Below are 17,897 nucleotides of genomic sequence, written 5' to 3'. Positions count from 1 at the left end.
CTCACGCCGCGTTTCGTCTCGGTCTCCCACTCGCGCAACCGCAGTCTTCCGCTCAGGACCACGCGCTCGCCCTTGCGCAGCGATCGGAGCGCATTGGCGCCCAATTCCCCGAACACGGAGATCGAGTAGTAGTTCGTGTGCGCGTCGACCCACTCGCCGCGCTCCTTGTCGAGCCTTCGCTCGCCGACCGCGAGGCGAAAGGCGGCGACGGAGCCGCCGGCACGTGTGGCCCGCTGTTCGATGTCCCCGACGATGTTGCCCACGAGGGTGATGTGATCGCTCATGATGTGTCCTCTCGACGTGATGTGCGCTCCGGCATCCGCGTGCCCGACGGATGCCGGAGCCCCCTCAGAATGACCGGGACGAGTCAGCGCGCGCGGCGTGATTCCGCCGTTCCGTGGAGGGATGGCGGTGACGCTCGGCTGGGGAGGAACGGCCCCGCGCCCGCGCCGAAGCCGATGTCGGAGGTCGGTCGTACCGTCGAGGCATGACCACCGCACTGTGGAACGATCTCGCCCCGGCTCCGCGCTCGGCCGGGTGGGGAGCGGCGACGCACGTCGCCGCCGGACTCTGGCGCATCGCCGATCCGCGCGGCATCGTCGTGGGTCACATCCGGGCGATCTCGTCCGAGGGTGGCTGGCGCTATGCCGCCGAGCGGTTCCATGCCGCGTCCGGCAGTTTCCGCCGGCTCGGAGAATTCTGGTCGTCGAGCGACGCGCTCGAGTGCCTGCGCTATGCGCGCTGACGAACTGTCGGCGGAGCGTCGGGTTCGACCGGGCGCGTCAGACGACGCGGGCGAAGTCCTCGCTCGCGGCGGTCGTCCGACCGCCGCGCACATCGTCCCAGGCGGCGCGCAAGATGTCGACAGCACGTTCGAGCGTCGCCGGGGGCGCCGTGAACGGCACGCGCAGACGCCGATCATGACCGCCCTCCACGGCGAAGCGCGACCCCGCCGAGAGCGCCAGCCCACGTGCCCGCGCGTTCATGACCAGCGGAGTACTGAGGGGCTCGCCGAGGCCCACCCACAGCGACACGCCGCCGAACACGTCGGGCACCTCCCAGTCGGGCAGCGTCCGGCGAAGTGCCGTGACCAGACTGTCGCGGCCCGCCCGCAGCAGCTCACCGCGTTGGTGCGCGATCTCGTCGAGACGGGGCACGAGTCGCCGGGCGATGGCCTGCTCGATCTCGGGGGTGCCGAGGTCGTGCACCGGGCGTCCGCTCGCGAGGCGCCTCACGATGTCAGGGGCCGCGCGGATCCACCCGACACGAAGGCCGCCCCACACGGTCTTGCCGAGCGACGCGACACGGATGATGCGATCGTCGTCGGGGAACGGCGCAGGTCCGACCGGGCGGTCGATGTCGAGCTGGGCCGTGGTCTCGTCGAGCACCAGCAGCGTGCCCGCCGCCTGCGCTGCGGAGACGAACGCCGACACCTCTTCGACGGTCATGGTCCGGCCCGTCGGATTGTGGAAGTCGGGCATCAGGTAGGCCAACGTCGGCAGAGCGCGCGCGAAGCTCTGCGCAGCGCGCTCGAGGTCCCATCCGGTGTCCGAGTCGACCGGCACGCCGATGAGCCGTGCGCCGACGCGTCGGAAGGCGTCGGCCGCGTGCGGATACGTCGGCGTCTCCAGCATCACCCGGTCTGCGCGGCTGAGCAGCACCGAGGCGATGAGGTGGATGGCACTCTGGGCGCCCGTCGTGACGAGGATCTGGTCGGGCGACGTGGGCATGCCGCGACCCGCGTAATGCTGCGCGATCGCGGCGCGCAACCCCGCGTCGCCGACCACGTCGTACCCGATGCGCGCGACCAGAGCAGGGGCATCCTGCGTCGCCTCGGCGATGACCGCGGGCAGGCCGGGCCACGCGGCGGGGCTCGCCTGCTGCAGGTCGATCGCCGCGTCGCCGGCGTCCAGCCCGGGGTCGTTCCTCCGCAGCGGAAGCGTCACGCTGCCGCTTCCACGCAGGCTCTCGATGTGCCCGCTGTCACGCAGACTGCGGTACGCCGCGGCTACCGTCGTCCGGCTCAGGTGCAACGCCGACGCGAGCTCTCGCTCGGCGGGCAGGGCCGTCGAGGGGGCCAGCCTGTTGTCGAGACACAGCAACCGGATGCCGTCGGCGAGTGCCTCATAGGCGGGTCCGCTCCCCCGCCAGCCACCGAGAGCGACGGAGAGAGCGCGAGCGGAGATGCGGGAATCCATCGTGCCACGATAGCGGGATTGGCATCCTCACCTGCGTCCAATCTCATGATTGGATCTCTTCATGCTCTCGCGAATCACTCGTCTGTTCGTCGGACTCGTGCTGTACGGCGTCGGGTGCGCGCTCACCGTGGCCGCCGGACTCGGCGTCGACCCGTGGACGGTTTTCGCTCAAGGCCTGTCGCGCGTCACGGGCCTCGGCATCGGGTGGATCACCAACCTCGTCGGTCTCGCCGTGCTGCTGTTGTGGATTCCGCTGCGCCAGAAGCCCGGGGTCGGCACGATCGCCAACATCCTCCTCGTCGGGACGAGCATGCAGATCGCACTCGGGATCCTTCCCCATCCCGACGAGCTCTGGATGCAGGTGCTTCTGCTCGTCGCAGGTGTCGTGCTGGTGGCGGTGGCGTCGGGGCTCTACATCGGCGCCCGCTTCGGGCCCGGTCCGCGCGACGGTCTCATGACGGGTCTGCACGGACGGTTCGGATGGCCCATCTGGGCGTGCCGGCTCACCGTCGAGGGAACGGTGCTGATCCTGGGCTGGCTCCTCGGCGGAACCGTCGGTGTGGGCACGCTCGTCTTCGCCCTGGGCATCGGCCCGCTCGTGCACATCGCGATGCCGTTGCTCGCCTTCACCCGCCCCACGTCGCGCACCCGACGGCTCGCCCGCGTGTGACGCGGGACCCCGGTCACATCGAAGCGTCCTGCGGCATGTCTGGTTCGGTGAGCGCCACCGAGGCGGGTTCCTCCCCGCTCGCGCGAGGAGCGCACCCGGCGCCACCCGACACCAGAGTCACGCGCCCCCGGGCGGGATCATCCACACCCGAGAGGCGCGGCAATCCTCAGTGCTCCCGGAACTCCGGCCGGTCGCTCCCGGGCTTGAGGTGGGAGTGCAGGGCGTTCTTCGCGATCTCCATCGACGGGTAGACGCCGAGCCGCTCGTCTTTTCCCGCCATGTGCACGCTGTATCCCTCGGCATCCTGCTGGATCTTCCCGACGACCCCGACGGGTCCATAGGCCACCCAGAGACGCTTGGTCACCGTTTCCGACATGAGTGCTCCTTCGCTCTCGTTGCGCCGGAGATTACGCCCGCGCAGGCGGGCGCGCCAGGGGCTGGTGCGGCGCGTCGGCGACGACGGATATCCTGAGGACGACCCCCAGTAGCTCAGTGGATAGAGCAGCGGCCTTCTAATCCGCCGGTCACACGTTCGAATCGTGTCTGGGGGACCAGATCCCCTCGCCGAGCCCCCTCACTAGAATGTGGGGATGGTAAACGCCTCCGAGAACGACCGGCTCGTCTGGATCGACTGCGAGATGACCGGCCTCGACCTCGCGGTCGACGAACTCGTCGAGATCGCCGTCGTCATCACCGACTTCGAGTTGAACGTGATCGACCCCGGCTTCCAGATCGTCATCAAACCCGACGACTCCGCCCTGGCCAACATGGGCGACTTCGTCACCGAGATGCACCGGTCCTCCGGCCTCCTCGACGAGATCCCGCACGGGGTGAGCCTCGCGGATGCCGAGTTCCAGGCACTCGAGTACATTCAGCGCTTCGCCCCGGTCGAGGGCAAAGCGCCCCTCGCCGGCAACACGATCGGCACCGATCGCATGTTTCTGGCGAAGTACATGCCGCGCGTCGACCGGTGGCTGCACTATCGCAACGTCGACGTCTCGAGCATCAAGGAGCTCTCGCGCCGGTGGTACCCGCGCGCCTACTACCAGGCGCCGGCGAAGCACGGGGGCCACCGCGCCCTCGCCGACATCCGCGAATCGATCCGCGAACTGGCCTACTATCGCGCCGCGGTCTTCGTCCCCCAGCCGGGTCCCACGAGCGACGAGGCGAAGGCCGTTTCGACGGCGGCCGTGTCGTCGTTCGCACTGGACGTATGACATAATCGTTAAGTTGTCTGCTGCGGCAGACACATGGTGGCTATAGCTCAGTCGGTAGAGCACCGCGTTGTGGTCGCGGGGGTCGCGGGTTCAAGTCCCGTTAGCCACCCCAGTCACAGAGAGGGAAGATCGGGCAACAGCACGCTCCTCCCCCATCGAGAGCCCGGCGGACACACTCCGCCGGGCTCTCGTGTTTCCGGCCCGCGAAGACCGCGCGCCCGTAGAATCGACGACGGAGTAGCGACCCGACGCCGGAGCCGACCACGTGCTCCACACACCCCCGGGAGGTTCGCGTGCAAGACGGCGAAGACTCGTACGCGGGGAGCGTGACGACCTCGTCCGAGCGTGAGAACGCGGCGACGCCGGCCGATGACGGCATCCATGATCATCCCCCTCTCACCCTCGACGCCGAGGCATTCGAACGCCTCGTCGTCGACGAGCTCGATCAGCTTCCCGACGACATGATCGAAGGCCTCGACAACGTCGTGTTCGTCGTCGAGGACCGCCCCGAAGACGGCTCGCTCGACCTGCTGGGCCTCTACGACGGGTGGGCGTTGACCGAGCGCGACCGGTACGGCGTCGGAGAACTCCCCGACCGCATCATCCTGTACCGCGAGCCCCACCTCGCGGCGTGCGCCGACGAGGACGAGCTGCGCGACGAGATCCACACGACCCTCGTGCACGAGATCGCCCACTTCTACGGCATCGACGACGCGCGGCTCCACGAGCTCGGGTGGGCATGATGGGTGGCCTGGCCATGCCCGACCTCGACGCCGAAACGATTCGCGCGCTGTCGGAACAGCCCCCCTCGACGTGGCAGACCGTCGTGTGGAACGATCCCGTGAATCTGATGAGTTACGTCTCGCACGTCTTCCGCAGCTACTTCGGCTTCGACGCCCCCACGGCGCATCGTCTGATGCTCGCCGTTCATCACGACGGCCACGCGGTCGTCGCGCGCGGACCCCGAGAGGTGATGGAGGCGCACACGCAGGCCATGCACGACTTCGGCCTCTGGGCCACCGTCAGAAAGGACCCGGCGTGAGCGAGCGCATCGTCGTGCTCGAGATCAGCGGCCTCGAGGCTCTGCACCTCGCCGGCATCGTCGGCCAATTCCGCGATCTGCTCGCCGACACCCGCTCGGCCGCCGATCCCGCGGTGACCCGGCTGCTCCCCGATGCATACCCCGACGATGGGGCTGCCAGTCGGGAGTTCCGCCGACTGACCGGCGGTGACCTCCTCGAGCGCCGAGGGCAGGATGCCGCGACCGTCCTGCGGACCCTGGGCATCGACGGTGCCGATCTCGACCCCACGAGCGACCCGGATGCCACGATCGCCGTCGCGTTGGGCGAGGGCGAGGCCCTGGCATGGATGCGGACGCTGTCGGCGGTCCGTCTGGTGCTGGCGACACGGCTCGGCATCCAGACCGAAGACGACCATCAGCCCGACGACCCGCGCTTCGGGGTGTACGACTGGATCGGCTACCGCCTCGACGGGTTGATGACCGCACTCGATCGACGCTGACCGCGTGTGCATGATGGACGACGCGTCGAGGACGACGACGCTACGGCACCCGAACGACCAGCGAGGCGAGCGAAACCGGTTCGTGCACGGCGATGTGATGGTCTTCTTGAAGCGCCCACCGGTCCCAATGCGGACGGTAGGTGTCGCCGTCGCGGCCCAGCGCGCGCGCTTTGCGCGACGCGGCCGGCGCCTCGACCCAGACCGACACGTCGGCGAGGGCGGCGACCTCCGGTGTGAGCAGACCCGAACCCTCGACGACGAGGGGCAGCGACGGATGGACCGCATGGGCCTCGGCGCGTGCGTCCGCCTCCCAGTCCCACCGTTCCCACACGCCGATCAGCCCCCGCGCGTGGGGGCGCAGGAGGCTCTCGCGCGCGTAGGCGACACCGTCGGCGAGGCCGTCCCAGCCCGGGTACACGTCGTCGAGCGCGACGAGCTGCACGCGGTCGCGACCAGGCCAGCCGGCGACGAGCCGGCGCGCGAGAGAACTCTTGCCGGCCCCGCTGCGACCGTCGAGCACGACCACCGGATTGGTCGCACCGACGGCCGCGACGCGGTCGGCCAGCGCGGCCACCGCCGCACCCAGGGCGGCGTCGACCGGGTCGGTGCTACTTCTTGAGGGCGCGGATGACACGGCTGAGCGCGCGACCGGCGACCCACACGAACGGGATGCCGACAGCGAGCAGCGACACGAGGTTCGGATCGAAGCGCAGGTCGTCGCCGCGGCGGATGTAGGCGCCGAGCGGCAACGTGTAGCCGCCGCCTCCGCCACCGCCGTTGCCCTGCTCGTCGGAGCCACCGCCGTAACCGGCCCACACGAGGGCGACGGGGACGATGCGCACGCCGTCGACATCCTGCTGCTCGCCGTAGGCGGCGGAGACGCCGAAGTGGGTGGACTGCTTGCCGAGTTCGAGTGCGATGTTGGGCATGTGCACCACCGTAGCGGGTGGGTCCGTCGCGTCGAAGGGGCGTTGCATCGAGCTCGCGCGCGTGCGACGTCCGACACCCGGGGTGGCCGACCTCGTCGACGGAGCCGCGAGCAACCGCGCCACGCCGTGGCCACCGAGTGCGTCGAGAGGGCCCGTCTCGCCGGGCCGCTGTACCGAGGCTCTGAGCTTGTCGGAGGGACGCACGGACCCGCACCGTGTCGAAGCCCCCGAGCCCATCGGAAGGACTCATCCCCACCGAGCCGCTGCACCGACGTTTCGGGCCCGGCGGAGGGCACGCGCGTCCCGGCGACTCAGTGGTCGTACGACGGACGCGGGTTCGTGGGCAGCGCTCCCCCGCCCCGTGACGGTCCCAGCAGGGAACCACGTGTCACCGCGCCGCGTCCGAAGCGGGCGGTGGCCCCATCGAGCGCCCCCTCGACGCGGCGCCACTCGGCGTCGTCATCCCACAAGGTGGCCGCCATGGCCGCGGGTTTGAGTTTCTCGCCGCGCACTCCGACGAGCCGCACGGCCTGACGGCGATCGATCGAATCGAACAGCTCGATCGCCGCGTCGCCGATGCGCTGGCCGACCGAGGTGGGCTCGGTCAGGGTGCGCGACCGGCTCAGCGTCGTGAAGTCGGAGAAACGCACCTTGATCGAGATGGTCGACGCCTCGTACTGCTGGGCGCGCAGACGCGCGCCGACACGGTCGGCGAGGCGCCGGAGCTCGACGTGGAGCGTGGCGGTGTCGGAGATGTCGGTGTGGAAGGTCTCTTCGTGACCGACGCTCTTCTCGGAGCGACCCGTGTGCACCTCGCGCGCATCGATGCCCCGCGACAGATGCCAGATCCGCTCGCCCATCGCGCCACCCAGCACCTGATCCAGGGCGTGCCGCGGTGTGTCGAGGATGTCGGAGACGAGCCGGATGCCGCGGGACTCCAACGCCTCGGCCGCCTTGGGTCCGACGCCCCACAGGGCCCGTACCGAACGGGGTCGGAGGAACGCTTCGGTGTCGGCCGCCGCGACGACGAGCAACCCGTCGGGCTTCGAGATCGTCGAGGCCATCTTGGCCACATGCTTGGTCGCCGCCACGCCGATGCTGCAGGTGAGTCCGGTCTCGGCCCGCACCCGAGCGCGTAGCTCTCGAGCGATGGTGCCGGGGCTGCCCCAGAGCCGCCGCGCGCCGCGGACGTCGAGAAAGGCTTCGTCGATCGAGAGGGGTTCGACCAGAGGGGTGACGTCGTGGAAGAGGGCCATCACCTGGCGCGACATCTCGGTGTAGCGGTAATACGGCGGGTTGACCACGATCGCCGTCGGGCAGAGCCGAAGGGCGATGGCGACGGGCATGGCCGACTTGACCCCGTAGCGGCGGGCCTCGTAAGACGCGCTCGAGACGACGCCGCGGCCTTCGGATCCCCCGATGATCAGCGGCTTGCCCGCCAGCGACGGGTCGTCGAGGACGGCCACAGATGCGAAGAACGCATCCATGTCGACGTGCAGGATGCCCGTGCCGGTGTCATCCGCGTCGGGGCGCGAGACGATGCGCCCCGTGCCGTCTCCGCGTCCCATGCATCCATTGTCTCCCGGACCTCCGACATCGGGTCGGGGTCGGGGCTCGCCCGGTTGCCGAACGTCGACGCAACGACGGATGCCACGACCCCGAGCCGTTCGTGACGGCCGAGGTCGTGGCATCCGGTGTCTTACAGCGCGGCGGCGCGCTCCAGCACGAGCTCGCGCACGCGCGCGGCGTCGGCCTGACCTCTCATGGCCTTCATGACCGCGCCGATGACGGCGCCAGCCGCCTGCACCTTGCCGTCGCGGATCTTCGCCAGCACGTCGGGCTGGGCGGCGAGAGCGGTGTCGATCGCCGCGATGAGCGCCCCGTCGTCGGAGACGACCGCGAGACCGCGCGAGTCGACGACCTCTTGCGGGGTTCCCTCGCCGGCGATGACGCCCTCGAGCACCTGGCGCGCGAGCTTGTCGGTGAGGGTTCCCGCATCGACGAGCTTCTGCAGCGCGGCGACGTTCGCAGGCGACACGAGATCGGCGGCGTCGCGCTCCTGGGTGTTGGCGACACGGGTGATCTCACCGGTCCACCACTTGCGGGCAGCCGCGGGGGCGGCACCCGCCGCGATGGTCTCGGCGACGGCGTCGAGCAGCCCACCGTTCGCGACGTCCTGGAATTCCAGGTCGGTGAAGCCCCACTCGGCCTTCAGCCGGCGACGGCGAGTGGCCGGCGGCTCGGGGAGCGCTGCGCGCAGCTCCTCGATGAGCGCCGGCGCGGGGACCACGGGCAGCAGGTCGGGCTCGGGGAAGTAGCGGTAGTCGTCGGCATCCGACTTGGGACGACCGGGCGAGGTACGCCCGGTGTCCTCGTGCCAGTGCCGCGTCTCCTGCGTGATCGTGCCGCCCTTGGCGAGGATTGCCGCCTGCCGCTGGATCTCGTAACGCACCGCTCTCTCGACCGAGCGCATCGAGTTGACGTTCTTCGTCTCGGTGCGGGTGCCCAGCTTCTCTTGCCCGCGGGGACGCAGCGATACGTTCGCGTCGCAGCGCAGGTTGCCGCGCTCGAGCTTCGCCTCGGAGATACCGAGTCCGCGGACGATGTCGCGGATGGTCGCGACATAGGCCTTCGCCAGGTCGGGGGCCGAGTGCTCGGCACCGAAAATCGGCTTGGTGACGATCTCGACGAGGGGGACGCCGGCGCGGTTGTAGTCGACCAGCGAATACTCCGCGCCCTGGATGCGACCGGTCGAGCCTCCCATGTGGGTGAGCTTTCCGGCGTCTTCTTCCATGTGCGCCCGCTCGATCGGAATCGTCACGATCGTCCCGTCGGCGAGTTCGACGTCGACCGAGCCTTCGAAGGCGATCGGCTCGTCGTACTGCGAGATCTGATAGTTCTTCCCGAGGTCGGGGTAGAAGTAGTTCTTCCGCGAGAACCGGCTCGACGGGGCGATCGAGCAGCCGAGGGCGAGGCCGAGGCTGATCGACGAGCGGATCGCCTCCTGGTTGACCACCGGGAGGGCACCCGGGAGTCCCATGTCGACGGGGGCGACGAGCGTGTTGGGCTCCGCGCCGTGGTTCGCCTCGTTGGCCGGGTTGGGTGCCGCCGAGAACATCTTGGTGGCGGTGTTCAGCTCGACGTGCACCTCGAAGCCGAGGACGGGCTCGAACAACTCGAGCGCCTCGTCGAAGTCCATGAGTGCGTCTTTGGCCATCAGAGCGACGCTCCGTTCGTGAGAGAGGGGGCGCGATCCAGCAGCGGTCCGCCCCATTGGTCGACCAGCAGTGCTTCGAGCGCCGCGCCGACGCGGTACAGACGGGCGTCTTCGCGGGCGGGGGCGAGGAACTGGATGCCGACGGGCAGACCGTCTTCTTCGGCGAGGCCGCTGGGGATGGAGATGCCCGGGACCCCCGCGAGGTTCGCCGGGATCGTCGTGATGTCATTCAGGTACATCTGCAGCGGGTCGTCGATCTTCTCGCCGATCCGGAAGGCCGTGGTCGGGGCCGACGGGGTCGCGATCACGTCGACCTGGCCGAAGGCCGCATCGAAGTCCTGCTGGATGAGAGTGCGCACCTTCTGCGCGCTGCCGTAGTAGGCGTCGTAGTAGCCGGCCGACAGGGCGTAGGTGCCGAGGATGATGCGTCGCTTCACCTCGGGGCCGAAGCCCGCGTCGCGGGTCGCGGCCATGACGTTCTCGACGGTTGCCGCGCCCTGCGGGTTCACGCGCATGCCGAAGCGCACGGAGTCAAACTTCGCGAGGTTGCTCGACGCCTCGGCGGGGAGGATCAGGTAGTAGGCGGCCACGCCGTACTCGAAGTGCGGCGCGCTGATCTCGACGATCTCGGCGCCCTGCGCCTCCATCGCTGACAGCGCCGCGCGGAACGACGCGGTGACACCCGACTGGAAGCCGCTGCCGTCGAGCTCGCGGACGACGCCGACCTTCAGTCCCTTGAGCACCTGGCCCGTCGCACCCTCTCGGGCGGCGGCGGCGAACGACGGCCATGCGTCAGACAGCGACGTCGAATCGTTCGCGTCGTGTCCGCCGATGACGTCGTGCAGCAGTCCCGCGTCAAGCACGGTGCGGGTGACCGGCCCCACCTGATCGAGGCTGGATGCCAGCGCGATGGCGCCGTACCGGCTCACTCCGCCGTAGGTCGGCTTCACGCCCACCGTGCCGGTGACGTGGGCGGGCTGGCGGATCGAGCCGCCGGTGTCGGAGCCGAGGGCGAGCGGCGCCTCGAAAGCGGCGACGGCCGCGGCCGACCCACCGCCGGAGCCTCCGGGGATGCGGTCGAGGTCCCACGGGTTGCGGGTGGGGCCGTATGCCGAGAACTCGGTGGAGGAGCCCATCGCGAACTCGTCCATGTTGGTCTTGCCCAGCGGGACGAGGCCCGCGGCGCGCGAGCGCGCGACGACCGTAGCGTCGTAGGGCGACATGTAGCCCTCGAGGATCTTCGATCCGCTCGTGGAGGGCATGTCGGTGGTGACGAGCACGTCTTTCACCGCCAGGGGAACACCGGCCAGCTCGTGCAGTCGCTCGCCGGCGGCGCGGCGGCGGTCGATGTCGGCCGCGACGTCGAGCGCGTGGTCGCTGACGTGGAGGAAGGCGTGGACGTCAGCGTCGACGGCGGCGATGCGGTCGAGGTGCGCCTGCGTGGCTTCGACGCTGGACACCTCGGATGCCGAGAGCTTCGAGGCCAGCTCGGCTGCGGTCAAGCGGGTGAGATCGCTCATCGTCTCTGCTCCTTCGTCGCGGACGCGGTGCACACGAGGTCGGTGGTCGATGGGACGTCGCCGGTCACTGTTCCTCCCCCAAGATCGCGGTGACACGGAAACGGCCGTCGGCTTGGTCGGGCGCGTTCTGCAGCACCTGCTCACGCGTCAGCTGCGGCTGCACGACGTCGGGGCGGAAGACGTTCTCGAGCGGGATCGGGTGGCTCGTCGCGACGACATCCGGGGTCGCGACCTCGGACACCTTCGCGATGTTGTCGACGATGGCATCCAGTTGGCCGGTGAGGCTCTGCACCTCTTCGTCGCTCAACTGGATCCGAGCGAGCACACCGAGATGGCGCACGAGATCAGGGGTGATTTCAGACACCCGTCGAGTCTAGTTCGCGCGTCGCCGACACCCGGGACCGCGGTGGATGCGGTGCGCGACGATTCCCCGTCCCGCGGGAACCGGGTGCGCGATCGTTCCTCGTCGGCTGTGGACAGGTCGGCCGGTGGGAACACCCGCGTTCTAGGCTGGCCGGGTGACGAGCTTCGATCCGCCGCGACCCTGGACCACGAGCTACGCCGCGGGGGTGCCGGAAGACCTGGCCCCGCAGAGCGGTTCGCTCATCGACATCGTCGACGCGTCCGTCCGCGATTATCCCGACGCCCCGGCCCTGCAGTTCTTCGGCCGTGAGACGACCTACGCCGAGCTCTCCGAGCAGATCGCACGCGCAGCCGCCGCCCTGGCGGCCCACGGTGTCCGCGCGGGAGATCCCGTCGCCATCGTGCTGCCGAATTGCCCGCAGCACATCGTCGCCTTCTACGCGGTGCTGCGGCTGGGCGCGGTGGTCGTCGAGCACAATCCGCTCTACACCCCGCGCGAGCTGCGCAAGCAGTTCGAAGACCACGGCGCGAAACACGCGATCGTCTGGAGCAAGGTTGTCGCGACGGTGCAGGAGTTCCCGGCCGACCTCCGCGTCGACACGCTCGTCTCGGTCGACGTGACCCGCGCGATGCCCCTGATGACGCGTCTCGCCCTTCGACTCCCCGTCGCCAAGGCACGGGAATCGCGTGCAGCACTCCACGCGAGCACGAAAGGCGCGGTCGACTGGGACGGTCTCGTCCGGCACACGGCGCTTCCGGCCTCGCATCCCCGTCCCGCGGCCGACGACCTCGCGATCATCCAGTACACGAGCGGCACGACGGGCACACCGAAGGGTGCGATGCTCACCCATGCGAACCTCCTCGCGAACGCCGCTCAGGCACGGGCGTGGGTCCCGCAGATCGTCCGGGGCGAGGGGTGCGTGGTCTACGCGGTCCTGCCGATGTTCCACGCCTACGGCCTCACGCTGTGCCTGACGTTCGCGATGTCGATGGGCGCGCGTCTGGTGCTCTTTCCGAAGTTCGACCCCGATCTCGTGCTCGCGGCCACGAAGAAGCACCCGGCCACGTTCCTCCCGCTCGTGCCGCCCATCGCCGATCGTCTGCTGACGGCGGCGCAGCAGCAGGGTGTCTCGCTCGCCGGCACCGATGTGGCCATCTCGGGCGCCATGGCCCTCCCGCACGAGCTCGTCGTGCCGTTCGAGAAGGCGACGGGCGGGTTCCTCGTCGAGGGGTACGGCCTCAGCGAGTGCTCCCCCGTGCTGATGGCGAACCCCGTCGCCGACAACCGCGTCGCCGGAACCGTGGGGCTGCCGCTCCCGGGGACGGAGTGCCGCGTCGTCGACCCCGACGACCCCGACACCGACGTCGAGCGCGGCGAACTCCTCGTACGGGGGCCGCAGGTGTTCCGCGGGTACTACGGCAAGCCCGAAGAAACCGCGGCCGTGTTCGTCGACGACTGGTTCCGCACCGGTGACATCGTGACGATCGACGAGGCGGGCTTCGTCCGCATCGTCGACCGGATCAAAGAACTGATCATCACCGGCGGCTTCAACGTGGCCCCCACAGAAGTCGAGAGCGTGCTGCGCCAGCACCCGTCAGTGACCGACGTCGCGGTGGTGGGGCTGCCCGACGAGCACTCCGGCGAACAGGTCGTCGCGGCGGTCGTCGCTTCGGACCCCGACACGTTCGACGCGGAGGCCGTCCGCGCGTTCGCGCGCGGCATCCTGACGCCCTACAAAGTGCCGAAGCGCCTCGTGGTGGTCGAGGAGCTCCCGCGCTCGCTCATCGGCAAAGTCCTGCGGCGACAGGTACGCGACCGGCTGTTGTCCGACTGAGCCTCCGCCGCGGAGGCTATCGCGTTCGCGTCCTTCGCTACGGTGGCAGCGCGGGTCGATCGCGGCCCGGCTGTGACTCTGTGGGGGAAATCATGACCAGAACACGTACACCGTTCGCTCTCATCGCCGCGTCGGCGCTGCTGCTGCTCGCCGGTTGCTCCGCCGGTGACGCATCGACGACAGCGGCCGAGTCGGTGGCACCGGCGGCCTCGACCCCGGCGGCATCGTCACCGTCGCCGGAGTCCGGGGAGACGGAAGGCGGACAGTCGAAGGCCGACGCCTGCCAGATCGTCATCGCGTCGTTCGGCGACGTGGTGTCGACCAGCCAGTCCATGGACACCACAGACCCCCAGGCCACCTTCGCCGCCTTCAACGCGCTGACCGAGAAAGTGCAGGGAGAGTTCTCGCGCATCACGAACGAGGAGATCGCTCCCCTCGCGCAGAAGGCCGGTGCCCAGCTCGACGAGTACGCCGCGTTCCTCGAGGGGTTCACGGCCGACCCCGCCCGGGCGAGCGAGTTCGGCGCTCAGGTGACCGCGCTGCAGGAGAGCTTCACGCAAGCGGGAACGGCCTGCCAGGGCTGACATCGGACGGAGGGGCGGGAGCTCGGTCTCCCGGCCCCCCGCCCTCGTGCGCCCGCGGACCGTGTCAGTTTGCGCCCGCGGGCCGTGTCAGTCGGCGGAACCGTCGCCCGCGTTCTCATCGACCGTCTCTTGATCGCCGTCGAGCGCCGCAGGGCCCTGCTCGACGAGGATGCGGAACTGCGCGGCATCCAGAATCCGCAGCCCGAGTTCTTCGGCCTTCGCGAGTTTGGATCCTGCGCCCGGGCCCGCCGCGACGAAGTCCGTCTTCTTCGACACGCTCGACGCCGCCTTGCCTCCCGCGGAGATGATCGCCTCCTGCGCGCCCTCGCGCGTGTAGCCCTCGAGCGAGCCCGTCGCCACCACCGTGACCCCCGCGAGCACGCCGCCCGCGGCTGCCGCGGCTCCCGGACCGGGATGGCCGGGAATGGCGAAGCGCACACCGGCGGCCTGCCAGCGGTCGACGATCTCGCGGTGCCAGTCGACCTCGAACCAGTCGATCACGGCGTCGGCGATGATGCCGCCCACCCCTTCGACGGCGGCGAGCTCTTCGCGGGAAGCCGCGCGGATGGCGTCGAGCGAACCGAACCACTGCGCGAGGGCGCGGGCCGCGACCGGTCCGACGTGACGGATGTTGAGCGAGACAAGCAGACGCCACAGGTCTTTCGTCTTGGCTTTCTGCAGTTCGGCGACCAGTTTGGTCGCCTGCTCCGACGGGAGTACCTCTCGGAAGTCTTTCCGGACGCCTCGGCGTCGCCGTTCGGCGGCGTCGAGTTCTTCGCTGCCCGGCGGGTACGACGCGGGGCCGAGCTTCTGGAAGGGAGCTCGTCGCACCAGTTCACCGGTGTCGGGGTCGATCTTGCGTTCACCCGTCTCGGACTCCCGGACGACCACCTGGATCGGGACGAGCTCCTCGATCGTCAGATCGAAGAGTCCCGCCTCGGTGTCGAGGGGCGGCCGCTCGGGCACTTCGGGCTGCGTCAGGGCCGCAGCCGTCACCTCGCCGAGTGCCTCGATGTCGAGGGCGCCCCGCGAGCCGATGTGCTCGACACGCCCGCGGACCTGTGCCGGGCAGGACCGCGCGTTCGGACAGCGCAGGTCGATGTCGCCCTCTTTCGCGGGCCGGAGCGGCGTGCCGCACTCGGGGCAGTCGGTGGGCATGACGAAGGCGCGTTCGCTGCCGTCGCGCAGTTCGACCACCGGCCCGAGCACCTCGGGGATGACGTCGCCGGCCTTGCGCAGCACGACCGTGTCGCCGATGAGGACGCCTTTGACCTTCACGACGTCTTGGTTGTGCAGGGTCGCCTGTCGCACGACGCTACCCGCCACCTTCGCCGGCTCCATGACCGCGAAGGGCGTCGCCCGGCCCGTGCGACCGACCGAGACGACGATGTCGAGCAGCTTCGTATTGACCTGTTCGGGCGGATATTTGTAAGCGATCGCCCACCGCGGAGCGCGGCTAGTCGCCCCGAGTTCATCGTGCAGCGCGAGCTCATCGACCTTGACGACGACGCCGTCGATCTCGTGCTCGACGGCGTGCCGATGCTCACCGTGGTGTGCGACGAACGACAGGACGCCGTCGATGGTCGACTCCACCCGGCTGTAGGGGGACGTGGGCAGACCCCACGATGCGAGGAGGTCGTAGATCTCGCTCTGCGCCTCCACCGGCGGCTCGGGCCACGCGCCGATCCCGTGCACGTACAGCGCGAGCGACTCGATGCGGGCAAGACCGGCTTCGAGCTCGAGCCCGGACTTCTTCTCGATCTGCTGACGGAGACCGCCGCTGGCGGCGTTGCGCGGATTGGCGAACGCGGGGAAGCGTCGGGCGGCCGCGATCTCGGCCCTCTCTTCGTCGAAGGCGCGCGCACCCCGACGGCCCGCCGCGCGTTCGCGTGCCTCGGCGACCGCGCGGTCGCGGTACTCCCCCTGCAGACGGTTGAGGTTCTCGAACTTCGCCACCGGGATGAAGACCTCACCGCGTACCTCCACGAGAGCGGGATGACCCTCGCCCGAGAGCCGGCGCGGGATCCCCGTCACGCGCAGGGCGTTGTCGGTCACGATCTCGCCGACGCGCCCGTCGCCACGGGTCGCCGCCGACGTCAGCACGCCGTTCTCGTAGCGCAGGTTGATCGCCAGCCCGTCGATCTTGAGCTCGCTGAGCCAGTGCACCTTCCGCCCGGAGGCCGCCTCGGTCTTGACAGCCCAGTCGCGCAGCTCATCGGCCGAGAAGACGTTGTCGAGACTGAGCATGCGCTCCGCGTGCTCGATGGTGGCGAGGTCGGTCGCCTCGGCCGCTCCCACCGAGAGCGTGGGGCTGTCTTGCCCCTGCAGGCGCGGTTCGAGTCGTTCCAGTTCTTCTAGCCGGCGCATCCACGCGTCATACGTCGCATCATCGACCAACTCCGCGTCGTCGCCGTAGTAGGCATTGCGCGCATCGATGACGCGCTGGGCGAGGTCATTCCACTCCTCGCGTGCGGCGTCTTCTGAGGGCGTTGCAAGGTCAGTCACTCCAACAGCTTATGGACGCCCTCCGACATCGTCCGAGGGCCTTGCCGCGACCACCGCGAGGGGAGGAGATTCCGGCGGCGGAGGAGCGGATTGCGCCGCGGCGCCCTCCCCTCCCCGTAACGCCGCCCGTCACCGGGATCCGTCACGCGCGGCGCCCACCGCGCATCCGTGCCAGAGACAACGAGCCCGCGGCATCCACCGCCCGGACGACCCGCTGTCAGAACGCACGGGCTCAGGCGTCGACCGGCACCGCCGACACGGTCCGGTCGATCGTGAACTGCCCGACCACGCGCGTGCCGTCGTAGAGCACCGCCGTCTGCCCCGGAGCGACCCCGTCGAACGGAGTGTCGGGCCGCACCGTCAGCAGGCCGTCCACCAGCGACGCGAACGCGGGAACCGGGTCGGCGTGCGCACGGATCTGCACGTCGCAGGCGAAGGAGTCGGTCGACGGTGCGCGTCCCGCCCAGGTGAAACGCTCCCCCGCGATCTCGGAGCACGCCAGCGCTTCCTTGGGGCCGACGACGACCGTGTTGTTGACCGGTCGCACCTCGAGCACGAAGCGGGGCTTTCCGTCGGCCGCCGGCACGCCCAGCTGCAGACCGCGGCGCTGTCCGACGGTGAATGCGTGAGCGCCCTCGTGCGAACCGATCACGGCGCCGGTGCGGTCGAGGATCTCGCCGCGCTCGGCCCCCACCTTGTCGGCGAGCCAGCCGCGCGTGTCGCCGTCGGGGATGAAGCAGATGTCGTGACTGTCGGGCTTCTGCGCCACCGAGAGACCGCGCGCTTCCGCCTCCGCACGCACGAGCGCCTTCGACGGCGTGGACCCCAGGGGGAAGAAGGTGTGAGCGAGCTGCTCGGCGGTGAGCACGCCCAACACGTACGACTGGTCCTTGGCGTTGTCCGACGCGCGGTGCAGCTCGCGGCCCTCGGGCGTGTCGACCAGGGTCGCGTAGTGGCCGGTGCACACGGCGTCGAAGCCGAGCTCGAGCGCGCGCTCCAGGAGGGCGGCGAACTTGATCTTCTCGTTGCAGCGCATGCAGGGGTTCGGGGTGCGGCCGGCACGGTACTCGGCGACGAAGTCGTCGATCACGTCGTCGCGGAAGCGCTCCGAGAAGTCCCAGACGTAGAACGGCATCCCGAGCTTGTCGGCGGCGCGGCGCGCGTCCATCGCGTCTTCGATCGTGCAGCACCCGCGGCTGCCCGCGCGAAGTGTGCCTCCGGCACGGGAGAGCGCGAGATGCACGCCGACCACATCGTGCCCCGCCTCGACGGCACGGGCCGCCGCCACCGCGGAGTCGACCCCACCGCTCATCGCCGCCAGAACTCGCATCGCCCCAG

General features: G+C 69.8%; 19 protein-coding genes and 2 tRNA genes. 10 read left to right on the top strand and 11 right to left on the bottom strand.

Annotation, left to right across the window (positions count from 1 at the left end):
* On the bottom strand, positions 1 to 284 hold a 284-nt coding region (locus RWP81_RS00530), incomplete at its 3' end, for a single-stranded DNA-binding protein (protein ID WP_314451223.1).
* A 203-nt stretch (positions 285 to 487) separates the two neighbouring features.
* On the opposite strand from RWP81_RS00530, the gene RWP81_RS00525 reads away from it, so the two are divergent.
* Positions 488 to 745 carry a hypothetical protein gene (locus tag RWP81_RS00525; protein WP_314451221.1) on the top strand — a complete coding sequence of 86 codons (258 nt, stop codon included), beginning with the start codon at positions 488 to 490 and terminating at the stop codon, positions 743 to 745.
* A gap of 37 nt (positions 746 to 782) precedes the next feature.
* Here the strand turns inward: RWP81_RS00525 and RWP81_RS00520 are convergent, their stop codons facing one another.
* Positions 783 to 2,198 carry a PLP-dependent aminotransferase family protein gene (locus tag RWP81_RS00520; RefSeq protein ID WP_314451219.1) on the bottom strand — a complete coding sequence of 472 codons (1,416 nt, stop codon included), beginning with the start codon at positions 2,196 to 2,198 and terminating at the stop codon, positions 783 to 785.
* Between the two features lie 61 nt (positions 2,199 to 2,259).
* On the opposite strand from RWP81_RS00520, the gene RWP81_RS00515 reads away from it, so the two are divergent.
* Positions 2,260 to 2,868, top strand: coding sequence for a hypothetical protein (locus RWP81_RS00515; protein WP_314451217.1), 609 nt, complete (start codon positions 2,260 to 2,262; stop codon positions 2,866 to 2,868).
* A gap of 166 nt (positions 2,869 to 3,034) precedes the next feature.
* On the opposite strand, the gene RWP81_RS00510 is transcribed toward RWP81_RS00515, so the two are convergent.
* On the bottom strand, positions 3,035 to 3,244 hold the full coding sequence (locus RWP81_RS00510; RefSeq protein WP_285137194.1) for a methyltransferase: 210 nt from the start codon (positions 3,242 to 3,244) through the stop codon (positions 3,035 to 3,037).
* A gap of 102 nt (positions 3,245 to 3,346) precedes the next feature.
* On the opposite strand from RWP81_RS00510, the gene RWP81_RS00505 reads away from it, so the two are divergent.
* The 6 genes from RWP81_RS00505 to RWP81_RS00480 all read left to right on the top strand — a co-directional run bounded on the left by RWP81_RS00505 (position 3,347) and on the right by RWP81_RS00480 (position 5,606).
* A tRNA-Arg gene (locus tag RWP81_RS00505) sits at positions 3,347 to 3,422 on the top strand.
* Between the two features lie 36 nt (positions 3,423 to 3,458).
* Positions 3,459 to 4,085 carry an oligoribonuclease gene (gene orn, locus RWP81_RS00500; RefSeq protein ID WP_055954229.1) on the top strand — a complete coding sequence of 209 codons (627 nt, stop codon included), beginning with the start codon at positions 3,459 to 3,461 and terminating at the stop codon, positions 4,083 to 4,085.
* Positions 4,086 to 4,121: 36 nt separating this feature from the next.
* Positions 4,122 to 4,197, top strand: a tRNA-His gene (locus tag RWP81_RS00495).
* A 349-nt stretch (positions 4,198 to 4,546) separates the two neighbouring features.
* Positions 4,547 to 4,828: a metallopeptidase family protein gene (locus RWP81_RS00490; protein ID WP_314451226.1), complete on the top strand. Its 282-nt coding sequence runs from the start codon at positions 4,547 to 4,549 to the stop codon at positions 4,826 to 4,828.
* Positions 4,829 to 4,842: 14 nt separating this feature from the next.
* Complete coding sequence (gene clpS, locus RWP81_RS00485) at positions 4,843 to 5,127, top strand: ATP-dependent Clp protease adapter ClpS (RefSeq protein ID WP_314451212.1); 285 nt, start codon at positions 4,843 to 4,845, stop codon at positions 5,125 to 5,127.
* Entirely contained in the window at positions 5,124 to 5,606 is a 483-nt protein-coding gene (locus RWP81_RS00480; protein ID WP_314451210.1) for a DUF2017 family protein, read from the top strand. The genes clpS and RWP81_RS00480 overlap by 4 nt, the downstream gene beginning before the upstream one ends.
* 40 nt (positions 5,607 to 5,646) lie before the next feature.
* On the opposite strand, the gene RWP81_RS00475 is transcribed toward RWP81_RS00480, so the two are convergent.
* The 6 genes from RWP81_RS00475 to gatC form a co-directional block, all read right to left on the bottom strand.
* On the bottom strand, positions 5,647 to 6,240 hold the full coding sequence (locus tag RWP81_RS00475) for a hypothetical protein (RefSeq protein WP_314451208.1): 594 nt from the start codon (positions 6,238 to 6,240) through the stop codon (positions 5,647 to 5,649).
* The gene (locus RWP81_RS00470; protein WP_055954219.1) at positions 6,215 to 6,535 is read right to left on the bottom strand and encodes a hypothetical protein; all 321 of its coding nucleotides are present in this window, start codon (positions 6,533 to 6,535) and stop codon (positions 6,215 to 6,217) included. The genes RWP81_RS00475 and RWP81_RS00470 overlap by 26 nt, the downstream gene beginning before the upstream one ends.
* A 311-nt stretch (positions 6,536 to 6,846) precedes the next feature.
* On the bottom strand, positions 6,847 to 8,103 hold the full coding sequence (locus RWP81_RS00465) for a DNA polymerase IV (protein ID WP_314451205.1): 1,257 nt from the start codon (positions 8,101 to 8,103) through the stop codon (positions 6,847 to 6,849).
* Between the two features lie 131 nt (positions 8,104 to 8,234).
* Positions 8,235 to 9,752, bottom strand: a complete 1,518-nt coding sequence (gene gatB, locus RWP81_RS00460) for an Asp-tRNA(Asn)/Glu-tRNA(Gln) amidotransferase subunit GatB (RefSeq protein ID WP_314451203.1) — start codon at positions 9,750 to 9,752, stop codon at positions 8,235 to 8,237.
* Positions 9,752 to 11,272, bottom strand: coding sequence for an Asp-tRNA(Asn)/Glu-tRNA(Gln) amidotransferase subunit GatA (gene gatA, locus RWP81_RS00455; RefSeq protein ID WP_314451201.1), 1,521 nt, complete (start codon positions 11,270 to 11,272; stop codon positions 9,752 to 9,754). Before gatA ends, gatB begins: the two co-directional genes overlap by 1 nt.
* A gap of 64 nt (positions 11,273 to 11,336) precedes the next feature.
* Positions 11,337 to 11,636, bottom strand: coding sequence for an Asp-tRNA(Asn)/Glu-tRNA(Gln) amidotransferase subunit GatC (gene gatC / locus RWP81_RS00450; RefSeq protein WP_055954207.1), 300 nt, complete (start codon positions 11,634 to 11,636; stop codon positions 11,337 to 11,339).
* 154 nt (positions 11,637 to 11,790) lie between these two features.
* Between gatC and RWP81_RS00445 the strand changes: the two genes are divergently transcribed.
* Positions 11,791 to 13,470, top strand: a complete 1,680-nt coding sequence (locus RWP81_RS00445) for a long-chain-fatty-acid--CoA ligase (protein WP_314451198.1) — start codon at positions 11,791 to 11,793, stop codon at positions 13,468 to 13,470.
* Positions 13,471 to 13,562: 92 nt separating this feature from the next.
* Positions 13,563 to 14,054 (top strand): hypothetical protein, encoded by a 492-nt coding sequence (locus RWP81_RS00440; protein WP_314451196.1) that lies wholly within the window; start codon positions 13,563 to 13,565, stop codon positions 14,052 to 14,054.
* Between the two features lie 87 nt (positions 14,055 to 14,141).
* Here RWP81_RS00440 and ligA read toward each other — a convergent pair whose 3' ends face one another.
* Both ligA and mnmA read right to left on the bottom strand, forming a co-directional pair.
* Positions 14,142 to 16,421 carry an NAD-dependent DNA ligase LigA gene (ligA, locus tag RWP81_RS00435; RefSeq protein WP_399540514.1) on the bottom strand — a complete coding sequence of 760 codons (2,280 nt, stop codon included), beginning with the start codon at positions 16,419 to 16,421 and terminating at the stop codon, positions 14,142 to 14,144.
* A gap of 370 nt (positions 16,422 to 16,791) precedes the next feature.
* Entirely contained in the window at positions 16,792 to 17,889 is a 1,098-nt protein-coding gene (mnmA, locus tag RWP81_RS00430; RefSeq protein WP_314451190.1) for a tRNA 2-thiouridine(34) synthase MnmA, read from the bottom strand.
* Positions 17,890 to 17,897 lie beyond the last annotated feature (8 nt).

Source organism: uncultured Microbacterium sp., from assembly GCF_963521695.1.
Classification (GTDB): domain Bacteria; phylum Actinomycetota; class Actinomycetes; order Actinomycetales; family Microbacteriaceae; genus Microbacterium.
This window is presented reverse-complemented; position numbering and strand designations above follow the sequence as displayed.